The organism is Paenibacillus radicis (ex Xue et al. 2023) (genome assembly GCF_024722015.1).
Classification (GTDB): Bacteria; Bacillota; Bacilli; order Paenibacillales; family NBRC-103111; genus Paenibacillus_S.
Map to the genome: position 1 here is coordinate 509,303 of NZ_JANQBD010000001.1, position 22,681 is coordinate 531,983.

Annotated in this window: 15 protein-coding genes and 2 pseudogenes; 10 read left to right on the forward strand and 7 right to left on the reverse strand. The window is 46.1% G+C overall.

What is annotated here, in order from left to right:
* Positions 1-74: 74 nt before the first annotated feature.
* Together NV381_RS02160 and NV381_RS02165 are read left to right on the forward strand one after the other, a co-directional pair.
* Positions 75-893, forward strand: a complete 819-nt coding sequence (locus NV381_RS02160; RefSeq protein ID WP_258211603.1) for a tetratricopeptide repeat protein — start codon at positions 75-77, stop codon at positions 891-893.
* A 133-nt stretch (positions 894-1,026) separates the two neighbouring features.
* Positions 1,027-1,683, forward strand: a complete 657-nt coding sequence (locus tag NV381_RS02165) for an SOS response-associated peptidase (protein WP_258211604.1) — start codon at positions 1,027-1,029, stop codon at positions 1,681-1,683.
* An 83-nt stretch (positions 1,684-1,766) separates the two neighbouring features.
* On the opposite strand, the gene NV381_RS02170 is transcribed toward NV381_RS02165, so the two are convergent.
* On the reverse strand, positions 1,767-2,813 hold the full coding sequence (locus tag NV381_RS02170; protein ID WP_258211605.1) for a metallophosphoesterase family protein: 1,047 nt from the start codon (positions 2,811-2,813) through the stop codon (positions 1,767-1,769).
* Positions 2,814-3,132: 319 nt separating this feature from the next.
* Between NV381_RS02170 and NV381_RS02175 the strand changes: the two genes are divergently transcribed.
* Positions 3,133-3,423, forward strand: coding sequence for a hypothetical protein (locus NV381_RS02175; RefSeq protein WP_258211606.1), 291 nt, complete (start codon positions 3,133-3,135; stop codon positions 3,421-3,423).
* 60 nt (positions 3,424-3,483) lie between these two features.
* Here NV381_RS02175 and NV381_RS02180 read toward each other — a convergent pair whose 3' ends face one another.
* The 4 genes and pseudogenes from NV381_RS02180 to NV381_RS02195 all read right to left on the reverse strand — a co-directional run bounded on the left by NV381_RS02180 (position 3,484) and on the right by NV381_RS02195 (position 11,612).
* Positions 3,484-4,671 (reverse strand): S-layer homology domain-containing protein, encoded by a 1,188-nt coding sequence (locus NV381_RS02180; RefSeq protein ID WP_258211607.1) that lies wholly within the window; start codon positions 4,669-4,671, stop codon positions 3,484-3,486.
* Positions 4,672-4,706: 35 nt separating this feature from the next.
* On the reverse strand, positions 4,707-8,051 hold the full coding sequence (locus NV381_RS02185; RefSeq protein WP_258211608.1) for a glycoside hydrolase family 44 protein: 3,345 nt from the start codon (positions 8,049-8,051) through the stop codon (positions 4,707-4,709).
* Between the two features lie 264 nt (positions 8,052-8,315).
* Positions 8,316-10,799 carry a hypothetical protein gene (locus NV381_RS02190; RefSeq protein ID WP_258211609.1) on the reverse strand — a complete coding sequence of 828 codons (2,484 nt, stop codon included), beginning with the start codon at positions 10,797-10,799 and terminating at the stop codon, positions 8,316-8,318.
* A gap of 73 nt (positions 10,800-10,872) precedes the next feature.
* Positions 10,873-11,612: pseudogene (locus NV381_RS02195) on the reverse strand (SDR family NAD(P)-dependent oxidoreductase).
* A 124-nt stretch (positions 11,613-11,736) separates the two neighbouring features.
* On the opposite strand from NV381_RS02195, the gene NV381_RS02200 reads away from it, so the two are divergent.
* Positions 11,737-12,618 (forward strand): LysR family transcriptional regulator, encoded by an 882-nt coding sequence (locus NV381_RS02200; RefSeq protein ID WP_258211610.1) that lies wholly within the window; start codon positions 11,737-11,739, stop codon positions 12,616-12,618.
* A gap of 717 nt (positions 12,619-13,335) precedes the next feature.
* Here the strand turns inward: NV381_RS02200 and NV381_RS02205 are convergent.
* Positions 13,336-13,710 (reverse strand): annotated as a pseudogene (locus NV381_RS02205) (response regulator); the annotation flags it as partial.
* 120 nt (positions 13,711-13,830) lie between these two features.
* Positions 13,831-14,226 carry an HPr family phosphocarrier protein gene (locus tag NV381_RS02210; protein ID WP_258211611.1) on the reverse strand — a complete coding sequence of 132 codons (396 nt, stop codon included), beginning with the start codon at positions 14,224-14,226 and terminating at the stop codon, positions 13,831-13,833.
* A 361-nt stretch (positions 14,227-14,587) separates the two neighbouring features.
* On the opposite strand from NV381_RS02210, the gene NV381_RS02215 reads away from it, so the two are divergent.
* The 6 genes from NV381_RS02215 (at position 14,588) to NV381_RS02240 (ending at position 22,680) form a co-directional block, all read left to right on the forward strand.
* Positions 14,588-16,507 carry an aliphatic sulfonate ABC transporter substrate-binding protein gene (locus tag NV381_RS02215; RefSeq protein ID WP_258211612.1) on the forward strand — a complete coding sequence of 640 codons (1,920 nt, stop codon included), beginning with the start codon at positions 14,588-14,590 and terminating at the stop codon, positions 16,505-16,507.
* A gap of 173 nt (positions 16,508-16,680) precedes the next feature.
* Positions 16,681-18,222, forward strand: a complete 1,542-nt coding sequence (locus NV381_RS02220) for a spore germination protein (RefSeq protein WP_258211613.1) — start codon at positions 16,681-16,683, stop codon at positions 18,220-18,222.
* Positions 18,219-19,319 carry a GerAB/ArcD/ProY family transporter gene (locus NV381_RS02225; protein WP_258211614.1) on the forward strand — a complete coding sequence of 367 codons (1,101 nt, stop codon included), beginning with the start codon at positions 18,219-18,221 and terminating at the stop codon, positions 19,317-19,319. The genes NV381_RS02220 and NV381_RS02225 overlap by 4 nt, the downstream gene beginning before the upstream one ends.
* Positions 19,316-20,440 (forward strand): Ger(x)C family spore germination protein, encoded by a 1,125-nt coding sequence (locus NV381_RS02230; RefSeq protein ID WP_258211615.1) that lies wholly within the window; start codon positions 19,316-19,318, stop codon positions 20,438-20,440. Before NV381_RS02225 ends, NV381_RS02230 begins: the two co-directional genes overlap by 4 nt.
* Before the next feature lie 21 nt (positions 20,441-20,461).
* Positions 20,462-21,562, forward strand: coding sequence for a GerAB/ArcD/ProY family transporter (locus NV381_RS02235; RefSeq protein ID WP_258211616.1), 1,101 nt, complete (start codon positions 20,462-20,464; stop codon positions 21,560-21,562).
* Positions 21,559-22,680 carry a Ger(x)C family spore germination protein gene (locus NV381_RS02240; protein WP_258211617.1) on the forward strand — a complete coding sequence of 374 codons (1,122 nt, stop codon included), beginning with the start codon at positions 21,559-21,561 and terminating at the stop codon, positions 22,678-22,680. Before NV381_RS02235 ends, NV381_RS02240 begins: the two co-directional genes overlap by 4 nt.
* Position 22,681: the final 1 nt, after the last annotated feature.

Below are 22,681 nucleotides of genomic sequence, written 5' to 3' on the forward strand. Positions count from 1 at the left end.
GTTCTGCTGAAACGCAATTCTGTACTTGCTTACGATGTAAGTTTCGCTAAAGCGAAGCTCTTAGGAGGAAACATATGAAAACATGGGTTAAGCTTGTGCTTCAAGTCGCCGTTCCGGTAGTGATCCTTTTTATTTTGTTTAAATTGGGATTATGGTATGGAGTGGCTGGGTTAGCCGTAATCGCAGCTATTCTTATTTATTGGCTACGAGGCAATTATTTTGTGCTCCAAGCCAATATCCGTTACGGTAAAAAGGATTTAAAGGGAGCTTATGACTATTACGGCCGAGCTTACAAAGCAAATCGCAATTCAAGCTTCTCCATCTCCCAAGCCTTTATTCTGCTGAAGTTAGGAGAGGTCGAGCAAGCAGAGAAGCTTCTATCGCAAGTCATGCAGCGCAAGCTGTCCCGCAATAATGAAATGACTGCCAAAATTAACTATTCGATAGCCTTATGGAGGCTGGGAAAACAGCAAGAAGCCATTGCTATATTGGAAGAAATCCTTCCCTCCTTCAAAAACTCGATTGTATACGGCAACCTGGGACTCTATTATCTTATGATGAACGACTTGGACAAAGCACTGGCCTTCAATCTCGAAGCTTATGAATACACCGACTCGGATAAGACCATTCTCGATAATTTGGGCTTCAACTATTATCTACTCGGCCGCTACAATGAAGCGAAGGGAATTTATGAGAAGCTGATGCTGCTGAACCCTACCTTTGCTGAAGCCTATTATTATTATGCTTTGACATTGTCTGAGCTCGGCGACCAAGCTTCTGCCTGGAATAAAATGGAGCAAGCACTTTCCTATGAGCCCTCTATGATTACGACCCTTACCCGTGGCATGATTGAGGACAAGCTTGAGGAATGGCGGAAGTTTAATGCTTCATGAGAATAGCCGCCCAAAAGTTAATGTTAACTTTTGGGCGGCCTTTTTGTTTCACATATCATATTAATCGGAAGAAGACTGCATGTTTCTGGAAATTATGGATCATAATAACCAAAAACATAGGTGGTGGAAGCAATTGTGTAAATCGATAAGTATGCTTGCCGATGTATCGCAAGTAACCGAGCAATTTAAAATTGACAATGTTTTATCGTATTTGTCCAACCGTTATGAAATCAGTCCAACTCAATCTGTCTCTGCGATAGTAGTTCGCGATAACTCTCGTCAGCTGGACGAGTTTCGTTGGGGGCTTATGCCGTTCTGGGGAAAAAATTCGGTATGTATGGACAGCCGCTCGATCACTGACAAGAAGGTCTACAAGCTCATTCTCAAGAAACAGCGGTGTGTGATCCCGTGCAGCGGTTTTTATGTAACCAAAACGGAGAAAAAGAATACCCAGTGGATTAAATTTACTATGAATACAGGTACTTTCGGGATTGCTGGCCTGTATGATGTTTGGCGCTCTTCCTTCGATGGCGAGGAGCTGCGAACTTGTACGATGCTGATGACCGAAGCCAACTCTCTGATCGCTCCATATCAAGAGCAGATGCCTTCAATTCTTGAGCCGGATGACGTAGACCAGTGGCTGCAGCCTGATTCGAAGAACCCATTTACCCTAATCAGGCTGCTTCGCCCTATGGACAGCTTAAGGATGAGGTCATACACACTCGCTTCAGCTGAGGATAAATTCGAAGCGCCAACCGACTTCGATTATCCGCATCCCGAGCTGGTCTGAGATCTCTACTCCGCAGCTTCGTAAACTTTAAACCGCATACAAAAAAATGTGCTCACTTGGCGAACAAGCTGAGCACATTTCGTTTATACAAGCGGAACCGTCCAGCTTGCCTTGTCGATCCAGCTGCGGTCGGAAAATTCGCGGCCGCGCACGACGACTTCCTTACTGTAAACCTGCACGTACATTCCTTGGGCAGAGTTATTATCCTGAGTATTGCGGGTTTTCCCAACCGAGGCATTATTAAACCAGTGAAACGAATTTTGTGTATTGTAGTGATCTTCCCCAACAAAACTGCGGTGCGTGTGGCCGGAGAGGACGAAGACGTTGCGGTATGGCTTGAGAATGGCCCGGAATTCTTTGGCCCTGACGAGTGCGTGAGATCCCCCATCGGTACCCGGGGCGGGCAGCGGCTGATGAATGAATACAAGCGCTGTCTTACCATCCTCATGCTGCTTCATCGTTTTTTCAAACCAGGCTAGCTGCTCATCCGAATACCAGGCGCCCTCCCCATATTCCGGCTTATCGCCGACATACGCTTCCTGAGAAAGCAGAATCAAATGAACATCCCCCACCCACAAATCCACATACGCCTTTTCCTTATATCCAAAAAACTTCATAAACCGTTCCCGCGCCATACTATCCGTTTTGCCATTCGGCAACGTTTCCTTCGCAAACTCACCTTTCTTGTCTAGCCATATATCATAATAATCATGATTGCCCATGTTTGCGTAGATTGGCGGCAATTTATACTTGTTGAGTATGGAGCGCAGCAGCTTATAGTCGGTATCTCTGCCGATGTCAGTCAAATCCCCGCCCAATACAATCATATCCACAGGAGACTCAAAGTCACTAACATCCTTTAAAGCAAAATGCAGCTTATCCGTCATCATGGAAATCCCATCGGAAATATGCAGATCACTTAGCAAAAAAAACGAGAATAACAGCTCATTTGCGTTATCAGCAGTTGGAACAGAGGTCGAAGGCTGTTCGTTCGGCTTTGTTGGCTTCTCCCCCTCTAGCGCACCTACCTCAGTATCGTTTTTTAAGGCATGCGCCAGAAAGGCTCCTCCACCTGAGAGTAGAGCAATAAATGCAACCATCTTTTTAATAAAATGTCTTCTCGATAACATGATACAACCAACCCCCGCCCTGTATAAAACCTGCTTAGCACACCGTTCAATAAACGTATCGGCTACACTACTTCTTACATACTAATGATAAACGAAATAGGTATAAACATGAACTGTTTTTTGAATGGTAAAATCAAGATTGGCTCCTGCCTTCTACAATTTGGCTTTATGGGCGTTCATACATTGACTGCTATTCCGATTCCGTAGACTATTCTCCATTAATCTCCAAAAATAGTGGTTTCATACGCTGGTATTTCGACAGACTTCACATGACACATGAAGTAAGCTATTTGGGTACATACTTCAGGAGGTGCATGGTTTGATTAACAGTGTAATTAAAACTAAAGCAATGGGGTTCATTAACCAGGAGATTGAAAGACTGCTTTCAGAATTAGAGAGGGGACTTATCAGCAAGGATGAAGCGATTGGCGGCTTAAATACGGTATACAATATTGCCTCTGGCATAGAGGATGTTAAGTATATGCAAACCATTTGCAGAATAATCGCCTATATCAGGTCCAGAAATTATTACTTTAAAATGAAAAGCTTGTACTTGAAAAATTATTTTGATGGAACGCATGAGGCCAGCCTAACGGCCTTAAAAGCTTAAAAAAAGCCGTCAGGGAAAATCACCCTGACGGTTTTTTATGTGCAGATCCATAAGTTCCGGTTAATTGATCAATGTATAACGAACGACTACGGTTACTGACGGGACGCTGCGTGCGGCGGTAACTATTTGGCTGCCGATTTTTAAACTTCTGTTCGCGCCCGTCGCATTCACTTTACTAATTATATCCGTAAACTCTGACTCCGCCATATGAATCCCGATGGATTTGAGCAGAACATAAGCAGAACGGACCACCGCCGGATCGGTAACATCTAAAATTTGCAGATCACCGGCAAACTCATCGTTCTTGGTTAAAATAACGCCGACGCCTGTTCGATTCGGATGTGCTATTTTATAACCTTTGCTTGTGGACTCCAAAGTAATCCCTAGCTGAACCGCATCATTAAGCAGGTTTTGAGCTAAGACGGCCCTCGCTTCCGTGCTTGGCACGGTTGAAGGAGAATCCGGTCTTGTGGGATTCTCGTTGCCGTTGCCATTACCATTGCCATTGCCATTGCCGTTACCGTTACCGTTATCTATGCCATTCCCGTTGTTACTGTTCGGACGGCTGGAGCCGCGGCTTGACGGAGCCCCTGGTTGGACTACCGCCGGTTCAGGAGCAGACGGCTCGGTCGGCTGTATCGCTTCTGATGCAGGCACAGGGATAACAGGCTTTAACGTTTCCGCATAGTTTACAACATTTTGCACAAACATAACAGCCTCGGAACGGGTAAGGAAATCGTCGGACATATAGCCTTCTGCCGTCGGCGCCACCTTTCCTTGCGAGATGCCGTGCTTGACCAGGAATAATACCGCTCCGGTTTGATCCAGCTTCTGCCCCAAATAAGTAGCTATGATGTGGGCAACCTGCCCGCGGTGAATCCGTGCATTTCGACCGGTGTCGTTATCCGACAATGGGATTTGGTATCGGCCCGCGATTTCGTAATACGGCCCATACCAGCTTTCACCGGGATTGGAGGGGCGAATCGTTGCTGCCGCTGTTCTTAACAGCATGGCCACAAACTCCGCTTCCGTTACTTCATTGCCCGGTCTGAATGTTTGATCCTCATAGCCGGATACAATCTTGTTCTCAATCGCCCAGCCGACGGCCTTCTCATACCATGCGCCCTTTTCCAGATCCGTAAACGCAGCATCCGCAAAGGCAGAACCGCAAGCTGAGGCGAAAACAGCAATAGTCAAGAGCCATTTAACGGCAGTTCCATGCTTCGTTCGGTTTAAACACAATCCCATAGCAATCTCCTTATGAACATGTATTGCCTTCCAAGTTACGGAGAGCACACAATTAATGTGGCGGATCTTTCTGGAACATCAATGATGAAGCTGTCTTCCAGCTGTAAAGCGCCAACCCGTCCCAGACGGTGTCCAGCGTCAAACCGGTATACCTCTCCTTGCCGTAATGATGTCCCCGTTATGTTAATACTGGCCTTCTTAGGAAGAGTATCCTTGTTAAATAACAGGATATAAACCTTCCCGTCTGCCCCGTGAATCGAGTACGCACCCAGCATGTCCGCATTCGTGCTGACCGTTTTAACGCTGTCCCCGTTGATCCGGCTTCCTTTACCGTCATAGTCGAGAAACAGCTTAAACGCATCCTCCACCGACGTATTTGCCAAAGGCTGGCCCCAACGCGTTGCCAAATCCACACCCTCGCGGCCGAAGATGGCCATTGCTTCCGCCTGTGCCAAGCCGCTGCTGATGCCTTTACCGTTGCCGAAGTTGTATTCGGTAATGGCCAGCTTCGTTCCGGGAGCCGTCTTACTGATCATTTCCTTCATCCGGGGAATGAGATTAACCGGCTCGCCGATCCATGAGGAGCTATCTTTGAATTTCGGATCGTACAGAGCCTTCAAAGATTTTAACCTCCGTGCCGCGATCGAATTAGACTCGTCTGTAGATAAAGCTACGCCTGCTTCCGTCGGATAATAATGAATATCCAAATAGTCGAGAAGACGGGTGCCTGTCCGGTCTTCGTACGCTTTTACTTTGGACAAGTACCACTCCAGGAAAGGCTTGCCGTCATGAGCTTGCATATCAGGACCCGGTGAACAGCCGTCTGATGCCGAATAGAAATAAGCACACCAGCCCCAGACAACCGGACCGAATATTTTCCCTGAGGGATCCTTTTCTTTAATCGCTTGGCCATAAGCTTGCGTATAACCCCATACCTCATCGTAAGTCGTCATCTGTGGATGCACATCGCGGTGAGTGTAAGGCCACAGCATCGGTTCATTATCAAGCGCATAATAATTAACTTTATTGCCTACGCGGCTTTGAATATGGCCGATCCAACGGCTGACAAATTCGGGTCCGATTTCTTTGGAGGTGTCCTTCGGATCATTGCCCTTCACATATTGGCCGTTGGTCTTCACTCCGTTGCCGGCATCAGGGTTGCACCACCACTCTCCCCAAGCGCATTCAGTTTGCTGTTGGGAGCCGTATTTTTTCACCGAAAAGCCGACATCGACCTTTCGCTCTTTAGGCGTCCAACCGATCGTAGGTACGGTTAACAGCACTTTGCCTCCGTTGCTTAACGTTTGATCGATCAGTTGATCCGTCCTCGAGCCGTTAGGAAGCTGAGTGTTCGGGCTGTTCTCTTTCGGCAGGTTCATAAAGAACCAATCCGATGCGTGATTCTGGACATTTAATTCCCAATTGTAGCGGGTTGTAGAATTCCCGCCCCATCGGACAACCGGATACTTGGAGAAAGGCGACATGTCCTTCGGTTCAATTTCTTCAAAGTTAACGCCATAAATATCTGGATTTACAGGCTTGCGGTTCGCATTCGTATCAATCTGTATACTGACCTCATTAACGGGAGGCTTCGGATTCTGAACTCTGTCTTTATACCGGAGCAGCTTAACATCATCTATATAAACCGGCTCCTGCTCCTTCCAATCCCATGCCTGGAATACGAGCGAGTCGAAATAACCTTCGGTAATGCCCAAATCCGCCAAGCGTACCGTAACTTTATTCCATTTTCCCGCTTCAATGCCACGTGGCATAATATCATTCAGTACGACGGACCCCAGTATGCTGTTCATATCCTGTACGACGAAACGAATTTTTTGCCTGCCGTCATCCCCGCCGTGAATATAAAATTCAAACCCGTAATAGTCTTTTACTTCGTAATCCTCGTCATGATCCAGATAGACGCCCTGCCACCATCTTGGTAAAAAGCGGATGGAACGGTTCCCGGAGTGAACCACATCGCGCTCATTGAGTTCTACGGTTCCCCAGCTCCAGTTGGCGTAATTATTTTGCAGCTCATCGTCATACACAATTTCACTGTCAACTTGAATTACATTTACTTGCAAGGATGCATTCAAGTTTTCATAGGTAGCTGTAAGTACGCTGCTCCCGGATTGCAAAGCTTTTATCGTACCGTTGTTGTCAACGACTGCAATATCCGGCCGCGTGGAAGCCCAGTACACATTAGCGGTTACTCTTTCCGTATAGCCGTTGTCATAGTTTGCTGTGAGCAGAGACGGCTCTGAATTGCCCGCATACATCTGAATCGACGGAACGGGAAATACGATCTCCTTGACCTTAGGCTGCAGGTAGGTTTCCTTGATAAACTTAATATCATCCAAATACAGCTTGCTTTGCTGCCCTGGCAGCCGGCCTTTGAATACGATACCGTCCATAAGCCCGTTAGGCAAATTAAGCTCACTTAGAGGTACCGAAATCTTTTGCCAAACATTCGCTGCAACCAAGCTATCAGGCAAGTAATCATTCACATGCTGCGTACGCAATGGAACACCGCCCGCTTGAATTACCATATCCAGCTGCTGTCCGCCGCTGGTGCCACCATGTATCCAAAACTCCAATGTTGTAAATTCGTTCGTATTAAGCACCCTGTCCTTATACAGGTACAGGCCTTCCCATTCATCCGGAATTAACGAGACCGAATAAACTCCGCTGTGAACGGTTGTTGAATCATTCAGCTTACTGATCAGCGGTGAGCCAAAATGAAGAAAGCCCTGGTTCAACGCATCGTCATATACAACCGTTTGTTCCTTTACCGGCACGGGCGGCTTATTGGACACCGGAATTTTGGAATAAAAGACTCTCACATCATCCAAATATACATCCCCTTGACGTGTGTGACTTTGATCCATAAGCACGATCCCATCATAGACGCCGTTAGGAATTTTGAGCTGGGTGAGGTCCAATTGAACCTTTTGCCAAACCCCGGCTGTGACCCGGCCATCCGGTAAATAAGCCGCCAAATCCAGCTTAGCGGCCTGCTCGCCGCCTGCTTGCACAATAAGGTTCAGCTTTTGCCCTCCTGCTTCGCCTCCATGGATCCAAAATTCGAGCGTGTTATACTCGGAAACAAGAAACGGATTTGCGCTGTACAGGTAAAGCGCTCCGTCCATGCTTGGATTCAGTCGGATGGAACGGCTTCCGGTATGTACCGTCTTACTTTCATTTAATGCATGATCTGCCCAGCTGTGATCGCTTATGCCTGGGGACAGAGCGTCCTTATAAATCATTTGTTCGTTAACCGCATCCGCTTTGACGCCTGTTGCTGCAAAGGACGCAAGCAAGCTCATAAATACAAGCAAAGCGACGAAACATCGGATCTTCTTCGCGTGAATAATTGCCATCACACCTTCCATGATTCGACTTTTTTCTACATCGACATTATATAGGCAACAAGTCTTACAAAGTAGGACCAAATTGACTATGACGTAGTCATAAAAATCATCATAGAAAGCCATGCTATAGCTGGCTGATTAAACTTTCTGGCGTACACACAAAAAAGCTAAGTCAATCCGCACAGTGGATATCTGACTTAGCTTTTTTGTCGGTTGCTCGGCTGCCTTCGCTGTTAGGCACATTATTCCAAGCCAAAAATATCGTTACAACGCTTAAGGACTATACAGTTTCCAAGCCCAATCTCCGTCATGCACAAATTTTTTCTTAACCCGCGCCAGCAGCATATCCTGTTTATCAGAAACTGTATCCGCTGCCCTCTCCTGCCAGGTTACTTGCATTTGAAGTTTTTTGCTCCCAATATTTATGTAATCTATTGATTTTCCCTCATCAGCTGAAAGTAATACATAAACCCAATCCCCATCTGCCAGAGTGCCATGATAGGATGTGCCCCGATGCTCTTCAATCCACCGGCTGACCGAGGAGGAGAGATGGCTGTCACCACGCTGAAGCCGCTCATAGTAAACTGTGGATATGGGCTCATACGGTCCGTACAAGGATGTAGCCCTCTTGCTTTCCTTGGCTGCCAGCTGTTCCAATAACTCCATGGCTTTCTTCACCTGATCCCCATCCGGGTAACGCAGCTCAACCTGCTCCAGCCATTGCTTATCTTGAGTATGAGCATATAACAGCAGCAGCGCATCGTCCGCAAGCTCGGACTCAGGAAAGCTTTCGACCAGCTGTTTGGCATAAGCGGCAGCCTTCTCATTCAGTTGGGAGCTCGTCAAATAATACGATGCCTCCTCCCCATAATACGTCAGCTTGCTATAGCTAAGCGCCGTTGAATACAACGTCTTGGCGGCCGTCTGTTCGCCAGCTTCCTGAATATCGATTGCCTTAAACTGATCGATCGCTTGTATCAGATGATTAAACCGGCCGATGTAACGGTCCAGAGGTTCATAATAGTCCATTTCTTTAATATGGCCGAACCAGAAAAAGCTTTGACGTGTCTCTCGCCATAGGTGGTTATAATACATCAGCGGTTCCCTGTAGATCATCGCTGCCAACGCATACTGCCGGTCTGCTTTCTCCGCGCCTGCCGCCTGCTCTGCCTCTTCCGTCAGCTTCGCAGCACGTTCCGTCAATTGAAGCTGAGCATTAATTCGCTCCCAGAACGGATATCGCTCCTCCGGGTAAATGACCTCCGCATTATCTGTCCGATTAACGGCATAAGCCTCTGCAAAAATATCTTTCCCTCCGTATGTATCAATAAGAGCATGCAGCGCTGACGCTGCTTCCCGATACTTCCTTGCCCGTATGTACTCAACTGCCTGCGAATAGTCAATCCATGGCTTCATCCAAGACGGAAGCCTCTTTGTATTTACAGCACCTAGAGCATCCGATGACATTTCAACATCAAGTACAAAGATCAGCATGCCTCTGGCATCGTAAGTAAGATCCCTATCTCCCAAATGAACCGCTTCATTCATCCAATAGAGCGCATTCTCGCCATCTCCTGCAAGCTGATAGCAGCGTGCCAGACGATATGCGGCATCATCAGCCGCCGGATGCTTGGGATACTGCTGCAGAAAGCCTTGCCACTGAGCTGCAGCTTGAACAGGCTGTGCATAATCATTTCCTTCCGAGCTGTACCACTGATCATCCAGACCGTAGAAATAGGGCTTCCCGCGGATCTTTTCATAGAGACGAATTCCGGCGGACAGTTCTCCGTCAGGGTATAGCTCTGCGAGCACCTTCTCCACTCTTCCATTCAAGGGCAGCATAAACCCGCCGCTAGTCCCGCTTTGATACAATCTTTCCGCTGCTGCTCGGTCTCCTTGATGCAGCACAAGCTCCTGATCAATCATTTGTTCAATCGATACGTCCTTCGTGGCAGCGGCCAGCTGCTTCAACCATTTCGAGGTTTCCTCATCGTAGTTTCGAATACTGACCAGAGCAGATATGACTGATTGCATCTGGGCTGGAGAAAGCTCATTGCGATCATAAATTCGTTTCAAATAGTTGGTGCTGCCGGAATAAATTAAATAATCAATAATGCCGTCATACTGCGGCTTACCTTTATAAGCGGCGAGCCATCTATCATACTTACTTTCGTCCAGCCAGCCTTTGTACTGCAGGATACTCAGCAGTACTTGAGTCCCGCGGCGATCGGCTGAATCCAACTGCTGCAGCAGCCTATCCTTCTGACCATCCTGCAAGGCTTCGGCGACAAAACGGACATACAGCTCACTCTCATACATGTCGACTGGATAGTCCCGGGTCCAGTCCAGAAGTGCATTCAGAAGCCGAGTGTCTTTCCATGGCAGCGAAGCTTCAGCCCAAAACCGCCAATCGGACGATAAATCTGTATGCTCCTTTGATCGGTTAGTCTCCGCTCCCATCGGTTCTAAGGATAGCTGCTTCAGAGCGATGGGGATTAACTGTTCTTTTCCCTCTGCTAATTGTTCCAGAAGGTCAGGTGGAATCGCATGATTGCTCTCGAATGCCTGCTTAGCCTCATTTACCGATCTAGCCAATTGCTGCGACAAATTGGATGCCTCGCTATTTTCCATAGCATAAATACTCGCCGCGGGCTGTGCTGCATCAGTTAAGCTAATAACCGAAACCGCCGCTGCTACTGTCCATATGCAGAGGCCGAGAGCTAGCTTCGGTTTTTTCCTATTCTTCTTGTTCGTCATCTTCTACACCTTCTCATCTTCATTCCAATTCCATATAGAATAAGACGATGAGCCGCTGGGAAAAGTTGCTATTCTACAACGTTTGACCGCTGTCTACGGTTATGATTTGGCCTGTCATTGATTCTTGCTCCAAAACCGAGCAGATAAGCTTGGCAATATCATCAGGTGCTGCAATTCGCTGAAGCAGCAAATTACGGGTAGCTTCTCCATTTGTTCTTCCTTCCCCGCCCACCAGCGTGTAGCTACGGCTCCAGGAGCAACGCTGCTAACCCTGATTTCCGGCGCCAAAGCACGTGCCAACGATTTAGTAAGACCATGCACAGCCGCTTTGGATACAGCGTATGGAAGTGAGGAGCCTGACCCTGACAATCCAGCAATGCTGCCGACATTGACAATGGCACCTTGCTTATTCTTCTTCATCCAGGGAGCAACGGCTCGGGCACAGTAGAACATTCCTTTGACATTAACAGCATAAAGCTCATCCCATACATCCTCCGTTGCTGCATCCAGATCGTCTAAAGGAATATGTCGAGTGATACTGGCATTATTGACGAGCAGATCGATTGTCCCGAATTGTCGCACTATCGTATGGACCATTTCCCTGACTTCACTATCCTGAGATACATCGGCTCGTATCGCTATTGCGCTTCCTCCTTCGTTAATAATCCATTCCACCGTTTCATCGGCATCGGCTTTGGAGCGTGAATAGTTCACCGCAACGGACGCGCCCCGTTTTGCCAATGCTATACAGGTTGCCCTGCCAATCCCTGTCCCGCCGCCAGTGACGAGAGCCACTTTGTTTTTTAGGTCCATGAGAGATCACTCCTTATCGGTTTTAATATTTTTAGTTTATAGGGCTATATCCATTTTGTATAATTGAATTAATGAAACCTTCTATTCAAAAATATTGAACTAAAGTTCGGAGCTGAGAGGTTAAATGGATCTTAAAACATTAAAAACATTCCAAACGATTGTGACATACGGAAGCTTTATCCGTGCTGCGGAGGAAATGAACTATGCTCAATCCACTGTCACCATGCAAATCCAAAAACTGGAGTCTGACTTGGGAGTTCAATTGATAGAACGCGGAAAAAAAATTCAGCTGACTGAAGCCGGCAGACTTTTTCATGAGAGAAGCTTGCATATTGTTAAGGATCTGGAGCAATTGCAAAACACCATGTCGGATATGCAGCTTGGTGAAGCAGGCAATATTCGTCTAGGGGTGACAGAGCCCAACGCGAGTTATCGATTGCCTTCTGTATTAGCAAGCTTTCTAAATTATTATCCGAAAATTCGTATAGCCGTAGACATCGCTAACACACCTGCCTTGAGTGAGCGGCTACTTCGCGGGGAGCTTGACTTGGCTCTGTGTTCGGCACCGGAGATTGAATCGGGGCTTTATTTTGAACCCTTATTTACAGAGAAATTTGTGGTTTTGATCCCTGAGCAGCACGCGTTGGCCTCTAAACCGTATCTGATACCTGAGGATATTCGAGGTCATCGTTTGCTTATTACAGCGGCAAGCTGTCCTTACCGTAAAAAGCTTGAGATTGTATTGCAGGAATCAGGCAGAAGCCCCTTGGACACTATGGAAATTGGAAGCATGGCCGCATTAAAGTATTATGTCCAAAGTGGGCTTGGCATCGCCCTTGTTCCCGAAGTTAGCTTAAATCCAGCGCCTGCCGGCACTCTGATACGGACTTTGAACGGCAATGCCACCGACATGCCTTGCGGTATCCTCTGCAAATCTTCAGAATACCCATTGGGGTTAGCGAGCACAAAGCTCTATCAATTTCTCAAGCAAGAGCTGCTTGGATAGTGTCCGTATAGTTTACAACTATTTTCACCAACTGAAGAGGAACCTCGATCCTTTATTTTTGTTTGCACACGTTACCATTCAAATTGGGTGGAACTACGGTCACTTTATAGGTTCGTAAATCCTTTGAATAGCCTTATTCGTGACAAAATTCCTCTGCAGGTGTTCCATGTACAGTTAGCTTCACTCTACTTTTAGTAGCGAAGAGATCCCTGCACATAACCCTAAACAACACGCCGGTACTGCATCCATGGAAGTGAAGGGCAATGCGGAAGTAATTGTTCCTTTATTACCTGAAAAGTCCAAAAATCAGAGTGATAAGGGAACAGCCAGTTCCGTTATTGCTCTGTTTTGTGCATAAATGCTCCAATTCGGCCAACATAACGGAATTCCCGCTTCCGCAATTGCCCCAGATTGGAGGTGGCAAATGGAATAGAGGAACTTTCAGCTCCGCACAAACCTTCCAGGGCTCATCGCCGCTATCCCTATAAAAATCCCCCTTGATCAGGGGGTGCATTAATGATCTTAAGCTCTGATGTAGCTCTAATGTAAGTAAGGTCATTTGACACATACTATCAGGTTCACTCACTTGGATTAAGAGGATCAATCGCGCACGCATCAGCTTCCACAGATTTCAGGAAACACCGCGACTCCGACTGCCTTTTCCAATTGCTTTTTCAATTGCTTTCTAATTGCTTTTCCAATTGCTTTTCCATAATATCAGCATGGTTGCTCCCATTCATCTTCCAAATCCTTAATAACCTCCTTAAGCACATGGATGATTTCTTGTTCGTCGCAGGGCTTTAACAAATAATGCCTTACGCCAAGCTGCATCGCTTGAGAAGCCAACTCCAATTCACCGTAGCCCGATAATACGATAAAATGAATATTTGTAATTCCCTCCTTCACTCGTTGAATAAGCTCCAATCCGTTCATTTTAGGCATTCTAATATCGGTTATAACAATATCCGGACGCAATCGAATAATTTCTTCATAAGCAATAAGCCCATCGCTAGCAGAGCCGATAAAATGAAGGTTTTGCTCCTCCCACGGGATCAAACTAGCGATACCTTCTCTAATCGTTCTTTCGTCATCAGCTAGAAATACTTTAAACCCGCTTGCTCACGGAGTCACCTCACCTTCATTTAAAATATAGATTGCCTAAACAGAAGAAAGTGCCCTCAGTTGTGAAGGCACTCCTATTTCTTTTAAATTCTATACAGGCACTTTGGCGGATCTTAATGCCAACCGGCCATCCTTTACCATTCGGAATGAAGCCGGGGCTATATAAGAATTGGCTATCGAATCCAATGCTGTTTTTCCTTCCTTTTGTACTGTCAAGGATATGTAGTCCGCAGCCACCGCGATATAATCTATAATTTGCACGAAGGCCTCACTGGCGTCTTCCCCCTCCACCTTTATATGCAGCGGCTGGTCCTGTTTGGCAATGAGGAAGAAGGAAACAGCCTGCGATACTTCTTTACAATCCACCAACGTACTATTGGAACCAATCAGAATGAGGCTTTTATAACAATTGGATAGTTGTACCAGCCTCAGTACAGTTACCAAATCGAAGGGATGGGGCTGATCCCACTGCCATTGAATCGTCATGGGTCATTCCTCGCTTTACTATTTAATGTACTAGCCGTTTCTTGCATTCATTAGCCAAATCCTAGCTCAAAAAAGCCAATCCAATGTATTCAAAACAAAATAAGTATTCAAAACAAAAAGACATAGTCCTTCGCGGATACCATGTCTCCAGTTGACCGGAAGATGCAGATAATTATTCCTACTTTTCTCATTGGTTTTATTTGTTTATGATATCATTGTTATTTGCCAACGTCAATCATCTGGAAACTAACTATTTGGAAAAAGCTTGACAGACACCTACGTTTTTTGTATTATTCCGTTAAATCATATTGAATTACTATGTTTTAAATTCATCTATTTCTAATATGGCGGTGATATCACGATGAAGCCTGTATTATCCAATCTGTTTCCATTCCGGACCAAAGGGATTCCCCCTGAACCGCAGCCAGCATTGAAGGAGGGGGAGTTAAACGGTATTTGGGGCGCCAACCGGGCTCTGAGTGAATCATCTACAGCTCTTGAGCAGTTTGTTAAAGGCAACCTGCTGCACACGGAAGCCGTATCGCAAGCGGTGCAGCATATCGTTCAAGCTACTACTACACAAACACAACGAACGGAAGAAAGTCTCGAGCATACCGAGAAGCTTGGCCTCCTGCTGGATGCCTCCTTGCAGGATGTAGCTGCTGCCAACGAATCCGTTGCAGTAACTACTTCATCCTCGCGATTAGGTGTCGAATCTATTCAGACCGTGCAGCTAGAAGCTGCCAAAAGCATCGAGATCACCTCCAATTTAATACAGGTGATGGGAGACCTGCAGACGAAATCGAAGCAAATTTCCGAAGCTATCGATCTGATCTCATCCGTTGCAGCGAACATTCAGCTTCTTGCCTTAAATGCCTCTATTGAAGCTGCTCATGCAGGGGACCATGGCAAAGGGTTTGCAGTAGTCGCTCAAGAAATCAGGAATTTAGCCACGGAAAGCAATGCCGGCGGGCAGCAGATGAGGAAGGTGCTCGAAGAAATTCGCAAACAGATAGAAGCGTGCTCCTCCATTGTGAAAAAAACAGGGGTTTCTGCGCAAACCGTGCATCACGCTGCCGAAACAGCTGCGGAAACATTCAGAGGCATTGATCGCGGACTTGAGGAAGTCAACGGCTATATGGGTCAAGTCAATCATTCTCTATCTCAAGCAAACGAAGCGAAGTTCAGTTTATGGAATCAGGTTGTGACGATAACGGCTTTGTCTCAAGAATCGCTTGGCTCCGCACTTAAGGTTGCAGACTTATCGGAAAGTCAGGCATCCTCGGTATTGTCATTGGCTGGAGCCGCTCAAGATCTTCAAACGGCTTCCAAGGATATCGATACGAGCATATCCTCCATTAGTCAAAGACTCCATCTCCATGTGAATAGTTTGCCAGCCTCTTCATTGCGAATTGGCATCATGCCGAATTTAACTCATGCTCCTGCCCTGTTAAGCAAGCATCTTAACTTTCTGGAGGAAACCTTTCACGAAGCTGTTGATACTCGTATTTTCTCAGCAGGCCCCGCGTTAACGCAAGCTCTTATTTCAGGACAGATCGATATTGGTTATGTCGGTCCCGGTCCGATTCTCAATGCCTTTGTCGAGCAAAAGGGTGTCCGCATCTTAGCAGGTGTATGCCAGGGAGGAGCCGCGCTCTTGGTGGGAGAACATACAGACATCCGCACTGCCGAACAACTCCACGGAAAAACAATTGCCGTCCCTCAATTCGGCAACGGCCAGCATATATTACTGCGCCACCTGTTTCGGGAAAACAGCCTGCGGGATGTATTTCGAGGAGGCAGCGTCCGTGTCATCCAAGCTAAACCGTCGGCTATTCAGGAGCTTCTCCAGAAGCGCGAAATCGATGGGGCTCTACTCCCTGAACCATGGGTAAGTGTGCTTTTGAACAGCAAGAATGCGCGCATATTACTCGATTGGGATCAGCTGTTTGTAAATGGACGTTATCCTAACACCATCGTCGCCGTTAATGAAACGTTTCTGAAACAGCATCCTGATAAGGTTCAGCAGTTTATTAAGACTCATCGCGAGGCTGTGCAGCAAATCCGTCAAGCCAGTCCGGAGAACTACCGCGCAGTCATAGCCGAGCTTCAGGAGCTAACCGGAGTTTCCATGTCGACAGAGCTGTTGGCCTCTGCCTTCAATCGAATCATATGGAATGATAAGATTGACCCCGATTCCCTGAAATCCTTTGCCGAACTGACCGAACGCGAAGGTTTTCTGCAGGATAGTACGCGCATCCACGGGGTCTTGGTTGTTTAATGCAGATTTTTTATAGAATAGGATGAAGCCTCCTCAACCACATCAATCGGGTGGGGTAGAAGGCTTCTTTTTTATTGCCTCTAACCTCGTTACATAAAATAACATAATTTTGTAAATTATATATTATCAGGCATGGACTGGTTTTGTATTTTGCTGATTCGAGGTGACGGTCAATGGGATTTGCGAAATGGTTCGGTAAGCCAAAGTACCAAACAGCTCAGAAACAAGATAATCAGAAGCAGCAGCAAGTATCCTTGAGCGGGAATTTAGCTGAGAATCTGGCCGTTATTCATAGCATCTTTACCAAAACCCCTGATCTTATTGTAAGACAATTTACGATCAAACAAACAGGGGACATGGCTGCCCTTGTATATTTAGACGGTCTGGCAGATAAAAACTCAATCAACAACAACGTCCTTCGGCCGCTTCAATTCGATTCCGGGAGCGGTGATACTAGCGTAGGATTTACGGTAACGGTCGGCCATTACGACACGTTATACGATTGGTCTCAGATTGAAACGGCCATTTTGCACGCAAGCAGCATCCTGTTTATTGTCGGCCGAACAGAAGTGTATGCTCTCGATACGGCAGGATGGCCGCAAAGAGCTATTGAAGACCCCCAGATTGAAGCTTCGTTAAGAGGGGCTCATCAAGGCTTTGTTGAAACGGGAAGCCAGAATATCGCTTTAATTCGCCGCTATATTCCGAACCGCGAGTTAAAAACCTTGGAGATAAGAGTTGGACGCAGGGGGCAAACCAAATTATCCATCATGTACTTGGCTGATGTTGCGAAGAAAGAGGTGCTCGAAGAGCTTACAGACCGCCTCAGCCAACTGGATGTTGATGTCGTAATCAACACAGGCGAATTGGCCGAGCTGATCGAGGATAACCCCTACTCCCCTTTCCCTCAATTCATATTGACGGAAAGGCCGGATGCAACCGCTTCGCAAATTGTGCAAGGTCGATTCGCTATTGTTGTGGATCGTTCCCCAAGCGTATTGATTGCGCCCGTCACCTTCACTTCTTTTTTTCAAAGCGTAGACGATTACAGCACGCGCTGGTCGATCGCTACCTTTATACGCTTACTGCGTTTATTTGCGTTTTTCACAGCTATTTTCTTGCCAGCCTTCTATATTGCTGTCATTTCTTATAATTTCGAGATCATCCCCATCAAGCTGCTGCTCTCGATTGGAGAATTCAGAGGACGTGTACCGTTCCCGCCATTCGTTGAGGCGATTATTATGGAAGTCACTCTCGAAATGATGCGGGAGGCGGGGGTTCGACTGCCCGCTCCTGTAGGCCAAACTGTTGGCATTGTCGGGGGCATTGTTATCGGACAAGCGATTGTTCAAGCTGGCCTTATAAGCAATACGATGGTTATCGTCGTAGCTTTCACTGCCATATCTTCATTCATCCTGCCGAATTACGATATGGTTGCCGCCGTCCGTCTCTTACGCTTTGCCATGATGCTGGCCGCTTCCATGTTTGGCATTGTCGGTATCATCATTGGGTTAATGACACTTATTGCTCATCTCATAGCACTTGAATCACTTGGTACGCCTTATGGAAGCCCGTTCGCACCGGTGCGTTACTCGGACTGGAAGGATACCTTCATCCGTTTACCGCTCTGGTCCATGCTGAATCGTCCTTTAAGCACAAGGGCCGTTCAATTGAAGAGACAAGGCTCAAAACGTCCAAAGGGTGATGGAAAATGAAAAAATACGCCTTTAATGAGATCACGCTTATGCAGTATATTTTCCTCAATTCTGGCATTCAAATTAGTGTCACCTTCCTGTCCCTTCCTAGAAAATTGGCCGAACAAGCAGGAACCGACGGCTGGATCGCTCTCCTATTAGGCTGGATTCTAAGTCTAGCGGCAAGCTTAATCTTAATTCAAGTTATGAAAAGGTATCCCGATGATACTCTGCTAGATTTATTAACATCGCTGTCCGGCAAATGGATCGGCAGAATGGCGGCCATTCTGCTTACGCTCTATTTTTTGTTTTTCGGCTACGAGGGGATTGTCAGAGCAATTCTTGTAATTAAAATTTGGGTGCTGCCGCAAACTCCAAACTATCTCATCATGATAATACTGCTGATTCCCGCTTACCTGATCGCACGTAACGGATTCACCGTATTGGGCAGATATGGGGAGCTGGTCATTCTTATATCGTTGTGGATTCCCTTTATTTATTTGGCACCAATTAAAGAGGCTCATTGGCTTCACCTGCTGCCTGTGCTTAAAGAAGGCTGGATGCCCATACTATCAGCCCTGCCTGCAACTATATATTCCTTTGTCGGTTTTGCCAGCACGTTTATTTTATATCCGTTTTTACGCAATAAGCGCAGAGCTGCTCTAGGGGTCGTTGTTTTTAACACCATGTCCTTGTTAACCTACTTGTTCATTACTGCAGCCTGCTTCGTTTATTTCAGCCCTGACGAAATAAGCGAGTACAACGAGCCGGTAATTACTTATTTGAAAGCGATCGAATTCCGATTCATTGAACGGATCGAAATTTTATTTATCACCTTCTATTTGTTTATTTTTTCCCTTGCCTGGATCCCGGCCTTCTCCATAAGCGCCTTTTGTACAAATTGGCTCGTTGGCAGAAAGGATTCTCGAGGTACCATGCTGCTGCTGTGTGGAATCCTCGTTATGACGACCTATTTCTTCATGCCTTCCTACCGTCAGAGCGAGGAAATGAAATCCATCCTTTCCAAGGCTGGATTAGGTGTCGAATACATATTACCCGCTTGTTTACTTGTATATATATGGATCCACGATCGATTTCTAAGGAGAAAGGCTCTATGAGCAAAGGACTGCTGTATGTTGGGATTATCATCATCGTTATAATCGGTTTGGCTGGCTGCAGCGACCGGTTGGATTTGGAAGATGCCACCTTTCCCCTTGCGCTAGGCTTAGACATCGATGACAATGATAAATTTCATATCTACATAACCAATCCTGTATTCAACAAAAATGTTAAAAAGAAAAGCCATGAAATCAGCGAGCCTGCGCACACACTTCGTCAATCTCGAGTCCAGCAGGATGCCCATTCGCCAGGAGTATTCCAGGGCAGGAAGTTTCAGGTTATTCTTGTAGGCAATCGACTGCTGCAGCATAAAGACTGGTTTCGTATGCTGGATGTTATTTTCCGAGATTCAAAAAATACAGTTACCGACAGAGTTATTGCCATCGATGGACCTGTATCGGAGATTATATACTTAAACCCTGATGACCAGCCGTATTTGCCTATACTGTTGAGAGGCATGGTTGATACAAAAAGCGCCCGTTCGGAAACGGCCAAAACAACCGCACAAGAGCTGCATCGCGAAATATTCGAAAAGGGGATTACCCCTTCCGTGTCAGGAGTCAAATTGGATGAGAATAAAAATATCCAGCTGACTGGAACGACACTGCTCGATCATTTAGGCAGATATTCCGCCGCACTTGAGACTCAAGAAGCCATTCTGCTAAATATATTGCAAAATAATACTAGCAAATCGGTCAGCCTGACCCTACCCATCGCGGGCGTGACAAAGAAAGGACCTTTTGATAGGAATAAAGTCAGTATTAGCACCGGAAAAGTAAAAACGAAAATAAATACCTTTTACAAGCAGAACAAATTTCTTTTTGATGTAAAAATCCAAATGGAGGTCGTTTTGAGCGAGGTTTTATTTCCTGTCAGTGTCCGTAAGTCGGGAGATAATCTGGAGAAATGGATTAGTGAGGAAATACAGAAAGAAACCGTAGCTCTAATCCGGAAAATACAGAGCCATAAGATCGATCCGGTAGGATTTGGCTTGTACGCTCGTGCTTATCAATACAACAACTATAAGAAAGCAGAAGATCACTGGGGCCAGGAGCTTGCAGACGCTGATATTAAGGTTTCCGTGAAAGTATCCATTCAGGCAATGGGTCCGGTGAAGTAAACATCCAAAGGGTGATAATAATTGAAGAAATATGCCTTTAACGAGATCACTTTCATGCAGTTTATTATCATCCAATTCGGTATCCAGGTGAGCTTCGGATTATTGTCCTTGCCTAAGGAATTAGCCGAAAGAGCGGGCACTGACAGCTTAATTACGATAATTATCGCTTGGGCTCTCTCCATAGCGGCTAGCTTAATGGTTATTCAAATCATGAAAAAGCATCCCGATGGTACTTTATTTGATCTGTTATCCCGATACATTGGTAAATGGGCAGGTAAAGCAGCATCCCTGATTTTTGCCGCCTGGTTTCTTGCGTATGGCTATGTAGGCGGTGTAAGGACGATATTGTATATAAAAAGCTGGCTGCTGCCTCAAACTCCCAATTATATGATCATGCTGCTTCTGCTCATCCCCACATATCTCATTGCGCGTAATGGACTTCGTATTTTGGGGAGATACGTCGAGCTTGTTTTTATTATTTCCTTGTGGATTCCCTTTGCCTATTTGCTACCGCTGAAGGATGCACACCTCCTCAATCTGCTTCCCGTAGTCAAGGATGGGTGGCTCCCTATATTTTCAGCTCTAAGAGTCACATTTCTATCTTTTGGAGGTCTGGAATCGGCGTTTATTATGTATCCTTTTTTGAAAAACAAGCAGATGGCCGGCGCTGCTGTAATCATTTCCAATACTATGGCAATGCTCGTGCTGTTATTCATTACGTTTGTCTGCTTTGTCTTTTTCAGTCCCGATGAAATATTACAGTACAACGAACCGGTCGTTAATGTATTGAAAACGATAGAATTTAAGTTTATAGAAAGGATCGAAATTTTATTTATCGCCTTTTATTTATTTATTTTTTCATTATGCTGGATCTCTACTACGTATATGTCTGTATTTTGCACAAGCTGGTTCGCAGGGAATTCGGATCACCGCGGCCATTTGAGGGTGCTGTGCATCGGGATTGCTATAATGACTTTTTTCTACCTGCCTACCTTTAACCAAAGCGACCAATTCGAAAAATATTTGGGTCTCAGTGCAATTGTTCTCGACTATTTATTCCCGGCTTTTCTATTGCTTTATTTATGGATGCATCATCAATTTCAGTGGAGGAAGCGCTTATGAACAAGCCGCTGCTGTGCGCTTTATTATTCATCTTCGTTGCCCTGACAACCTCCGGCTGCGAGGACAGGCTGGATATGGAGGATGCCGTCTTCCCTCTTGGGATCGGTATCGATTTGGATCAAGATAATAACCTGTTGCTTTACGACATTCACCCTGTTTTCAGCAAAAATGTCAAGAAAAAAAGTCAGGAAGTGGAAGTGAAAATATCCACACTTCGGCAGGCTAGAGCAAAGGTAGATGCCTATGCGCCGGGTTCCTTTCAAGCCAGGAAAGTACAGATTTTGCTGATCAGCAAAAGAGTATTGCAGCAGGAGGGCTGGTTCCCTATGCTGGATGTTTACTTGCGCGATCCGAAAAACCCGTTAACTCCCCGAATTATTACCTATAACGGACCTCTCTCGGATCTCGTATTTTTAAACCTGGAGGACGAGCCTATTCTCCCCCTGCTGCTGCGCGGAATGGTCGATACGAAGAGCGCCCGGTCAGAAACGGTGAGCACTACGGTACAGGAGCTGCATTGGCAAATGTATGAGAGGGGCATCACTCCGTGTATCTCTGAGGTTACAATGGTGAACAACGAGGACATCAAGCTGCACGGTACAACCTTGCTTAACCATAAGGGGAACTATACATTTTCCATTAGCTCTGAAGATAGCGTTCTGCTGTCCATTCTGCAAAAAAACTCCAAAACCGTCAGCATGACGCTTGTTATCCCTTCCGAATCCAAACAAGCACCGTTTGATACGAACAGAGTTAGCTTTAACGCAAGCAAAGTTAAAACTAAAATAAAATCCTCCTACCGGCAGAATAAATTTCATTTCGATATTCAAATCAATATGCCTGTTGATTTGACTGAGCTGTTATTCCCCTTCGATTTGCGAGCGAACGAAACGCAGATGGAGGAAATGATGGCTAAACAAGCCCGGAAGAGATTTGAAGCGCTCATCAAGCAGATTCAAAAGCATAAGATTGATCCATTGGGGCTTGGCCGCTACGCTCGGGCTTATCAATACGATCATTTCATGAAAGTGAAGGATCATTGGGGTGAGGAGCTGGCCAAAGCGGACATTCATGTGTCAGTCAAAGTAAGCATTCAAACATCAGGACCGGTGAAATGAA

What these genes read in the sequence shown, in the direction of transcription:
- NV381_RS02160 (WP_258211603.1), top strand. Translation starts at nt 75, where the DNA reads ATGAAAACATGGGTTAAGCTTGTGCTTCAAGTCGCCGTTCCGGTAGTG.
- NV381_RS02170 (WP_258211605.1), bottom strand. Translation starts at nt 2,813, where the DNA reads ATGTTATCGAGAAGACATTTTATTAAAAAGATGGTTGCATTTATTGCT.
- NV381_RS02180 (WP_258211607.1), bottom strand. Translation starts at nt 4,671, where the DNA reads ATGGGATTGTGTTTAAACCGAACGAAGCATGGAACTGCCGTTAAATGG.
- NV381_RS02185 (WP_258211608.1), bottom strand. Translation starts at nt 8,051, where the DNA reads ATGGCAATTATTCACGCGAAGAAGATCCGATGTTTCGTCGCTTTGCTT.
- NV381_RS02190 (WP_258211609.1), bottom strand. Translation starts at nt 10,799, where the DNA reads ATGACGAACAAGAAGAATAGGAAAAAACCGAAGCTAGCTCTCGGCCTC.
- NV381_RS02200 (WP_258211610.1), top strand. Translation starts at nt 11,737, where the DNA reads ATGGATCTTAAAACATTAAAAACATTCCAAACGATTGTGACATACGGA.
- NV381_RS02210 (WP_258211611.1), bottom strand. Translation starts at nt 14,226, where the DNA reads ATGACGATTCAATGGCAGTGGGATCAGCCCCATCCCTTCGATTTGGTA.
- NV381_RS02215 (WP_258211612.1), top strand. Translation starts at nt 14,588, where the DNA reads ATGAAGCCTGTATTATCCAATCTGTTTCCATTCCGGACCAAAGGGATT.
- NV381_RS02220 (WP_258211613.1), top strand. Translation starts at nt 16,681, where the DNA reads ATGGGATTTGCGAAATGGTTCGGTAAGCCAAAGTACCAAACAGCTCAG.
- NV381_RS02225 (WP_258211614.1), top strand. Translation starts at nt 18,219, where the DNA reads ATGAAAAAATACGCCTTTAATGAGATCACGCTTATGCAGTATATTTTC.
- NV381_RS02230 (WP_258211615.1), top strand. Translation starts at nt 19,316, where the DNA reads ATGAGCAAAGGACTGCTGTATGTTGGGATTATCATCATCGTTATAATC.
- NV381_RS02240 (WP_258211617.1), top strand. Translation starts at nt 21,559, where the DNA reads ATGAACAAGCCGCTGCTGTGCGCTTTATTATTCATCTTCGTTGCCCTG.